At 32.1% G+C, this 3,263-nt stretch carries 3 protein-coding genes; all 3 read right to left on the reverse strand.

Going from position 1 to position 3,263, the window contains the following annotated elements:
* The coding region (locus ABJD66_RS07585) for a POTRA domain-containing protein (RefSeq protein ID WP_348130008.1) at nt 1–1,741 on the reverse strand (1,741 nt) is incomplete at its 3' end.
* The gene (locus ABJD66_RS07590) at nt 1,713–2,453 is read right to left on the reverse strand and encodes an isoprenyl transferase (RefSeq protein WP_100893817.1); all 741 of its coding nucleotides are present in this window, start codon (nt 2,451–2,453) and stop codon (nt 1,713–1,715) included. The genes ABJD66_RS07585 and ABJD66_RS07590, both read right to left, overlap by 29 nt.
* 9 nt (nt 2,454–2,462) lie before the next feature.
* Nucleotides 2,463–3,158: a DUF6089 family protein gene (locus ABJD66_RS07595; RefSeq protein WP_100893818.1), complete on the reverse strand. Its 696-nt coding sequence runs from the start codon at nt 3,156–3,158 to the stop codon at nt 2,463–2,465.
* Nucleotides 3,159–3,263: the final 105 nt, after the last annotated feature.

Below are 3,263 nucleotides of genomic sequence, written 5' to 3' on the forward strand. Positions count from 1 at the left end.
AATAATCATCAGGCCACTTTAATCTTTTTGCCAAACCTACAGAAATACTAGAAATTGAAAACTGTCTACTTTTATCAATCTCGTTAGAAGTATAATCGTATGCAAACTGCTGTGTTCTAGATAAAGATGTATTAAACTGTACTGGTTTTTTACCTCCTAGCCATGGCTCAGAAAAATTAAGACTATAAACTCTATACGTTCTACTTGCCTGTAATCTAATAGCAAATGTTTGTCCGTCTCCCATAGGAACAGGCGTATAAGCTTCTTTTTTAAATATATTTCTTAATGAAAAGTTATTAAAAGACAACCCTAAAGTACCTATAAAGCCACCACCGCCGTAGCCACCTTGTAATTCTATTTGACTAGAACCAGCCTCTAATACACTATAATTAATATCTACAGTACCTGCATCAGGATTTGGATTAAGTACATCTGGCTTAATACTTTCTGCATCAAAATAACCTAAAGCACCTAATTCTCTTATACTCCTAATAATATTGGCTTTGTTATATTTTTGACCAGGACGCGTTCTTAACTCTCTAAAAATTACGTGGTCGTTTGTTTTATCATTACCAGTAACTGTAACATGATCAAGAAACGTTTCTTTACCCTCAATAATTCTAATTTCAAAATTAATAGTATCATTCTCTGCAGAAACTTCTACTGGTGTTATTCTAGAAAACATATAACCATTATTCTGATACAAACTACTTAAATCGTCTGGATCTGGCTTTGTGTTATCTTCAATTCTTTTTTTAAGCAATACACCATTATATGTATTCCCTTTTTTAATACCCAAAGCTCTTGTTAAAAATGCATCTGGATATACGGTATTACCAACAAAATCTATATCTCCAAAGTAATACTTATTACCTTCTTCTACTTTAATATTGATTTTAATATTATTATCATCAACATCTGTAATAGTATCAGAAACTACTCTTGCATCTCTATAACCGCTTTCTGCATATTTCTCTACAAGAGAAGTTAAGTCGTTCTTGTAATCTTCTTCTATGTATTTAGATTTTTTCCAAAAACGGTAAAACTTTTTCTTTTTAGTTTTCTTTAGTGCTTTACGTAGTTTTTTTGCTGCCAACTGATCGTTACCATCAAAAGTAATATCACTAATTTTTACCTTTTCTCCTTTTTTGATATTAATTACCATTTTCTGAGCATTGGTTTCTGATGTATCTACAGCAGTAACAATATTCACGTTAGTATTTAAATACCCTTGTTTTTTGTACTTATTTTTTAGGTAATTCTCTGTATTATTAATAAGACTCTGAGTAATTTTTTTACCCTTTTTAAGATCTGTATCATCAATAATATCTGCTACTTTACGTTTTTTAACTCCGTACACAGTAACATCTGTAAGCGTAGGGCGCTCTACAATATTAAGTTCTAAAAAAACTTTTTCTCCCTTTATATCAGTAATATAAAAATTAATATCACTAAAAAGCTCTAAACCCCATAGCTTATTAATTACCGCACTAATTTCTTCTCCAGGAAGCGTAATTGGTTGTCCAACCCTAAGACCGGTAAAAGTGACTACAGTCTGCTCGTTATAGCTTTTAACGCCTGTAATTTCTAAACCACCTAAAATATACTTTTTACCATCTTCATAAGATGTTTCTTGCGCAAAAGCGACTAAGTTTGTAAAAAGGAAAAGGATGGTAATAATTGAACCAAAAGTAATGGTTCTTTTGGTTGTGTTAGTTGAGTTGTTCGCTAGTTTTTCCAAATCTTCGTTCTCTGTTCTGATAATTTTTAATTGCGTCTACTAAATGATGTTCTTTAAAGTCTGGCCAAAGTACATCTGTAAAGTACAGCTCTGCATACGCTATTTGCCAAAGTAAAAAATTACTTATACGGTGTTCACCGCTGGTTCTAATAAGTAAATCTACGTCTGGTAAATTTTGCGTGTAAAGATGGTTATTAATAATGATTTCATCAATATTTTCGGGAGAAATTATATTATTTTTAACTTTGATACTAATTTCCTGAACAGCTGTTCTAATCTCATCCCTAGAACCATAACTTAATGCCAATGTTAGCGTCATACCAGTATTTGCCGAGGTTTTAGCTATAACATTCTTAAGTTCTTCACCTGCTTTTTTAGGTAACAAATCTAAGTTACCTATTGCATTAAGTTTTATGTTGTTTTTGTTAAGAGTTTTAACTTCTTTCTTTAATGAAGACACCAAAATACGCATTAACGTATCTACTTCTAGCTTTGGTCTATTCCAATTTTCTGTAGAAAAAGTGTATAAAGTTAAGTAACCAACTCCTATTTTTGCGCAATTCTCTACTACTCTACGCACTGTTTTAACACCATTTTCATGGCCAAAAATACGTAGTTTCCCTTTCTGTTTAGCCCATCTACCATTACCATCCATAATAATGGCTAAATGGTCTGGTATGTTTTCTTTATTTAAATCTTCTATAGTATCCATAAGTATAATTTACTCAAAACAATCTGAGCACGGTTTTCTACCAAAGGTGTAAGTTAGTGTAAAACCTGAAAAAACATACCAATCATCACTAAAAATATTTCCAAACTTAGGATCTATTAAGGTAGATACGTTAGCTTTTTCCGGATTACTAGCGTCTAAATTATCTGTAAACGTGTATCTAGCACCAATTTCTGCGCCTAAGATAAAAAATTGATTTAATCTATACTTTAATCCAACTGTCATTGGAATAGCAAAATCGCCTTCTCGCTGATCTAAATCTTGCAAAAAACCTACTTCAAAGTAATTATAATCGTACCTAAAATAGGTAACGCCTGTATATAAATAAGGAGTAAAAGCTGGCCCTAACTTGTGCAGATTGTATTCTACAAAATTAACTTCTAAGCCAGCAGAAAATTCTGTTACAGTATTCTCCATTTTTAGCTGTCTTTTTTGCCTGTAAGCTAAGCCCGACTTTAAATCATCTGCAACAAATTTACCATGTAGTATACTTGCGCGCCACGCATAGCGTTTACTTTTGTTCCACTTAAAAATACCTCCATAAGCAAAGCCACTTGGACTAATATAGTTTGTTTTACCAACATCACCTATATTATTTAACCCTCCAGCAAGTACACCTACCTCATAGGTTTGCGCACTAACGACTCCAAAAAAGGAAAATAATAGAATTGCAATAAATATTCTCATAACTCATATAAAGTTTGCAAATGTAACACTATAGGATTTTAGTAGCATCCTATTATTACACCTCTGTTCTCTCTCTTGAATAACAGTTTTACACCCTATTTATTG

Source organism: Cellulophaga sp., assembly GCF_039943695.1.
Taxonomy (GTDB): Bacteria; Bacteroidota; Bacteroidia; order Flavobacteriales; family Flavobacteriaceae; genus Cellulophaga.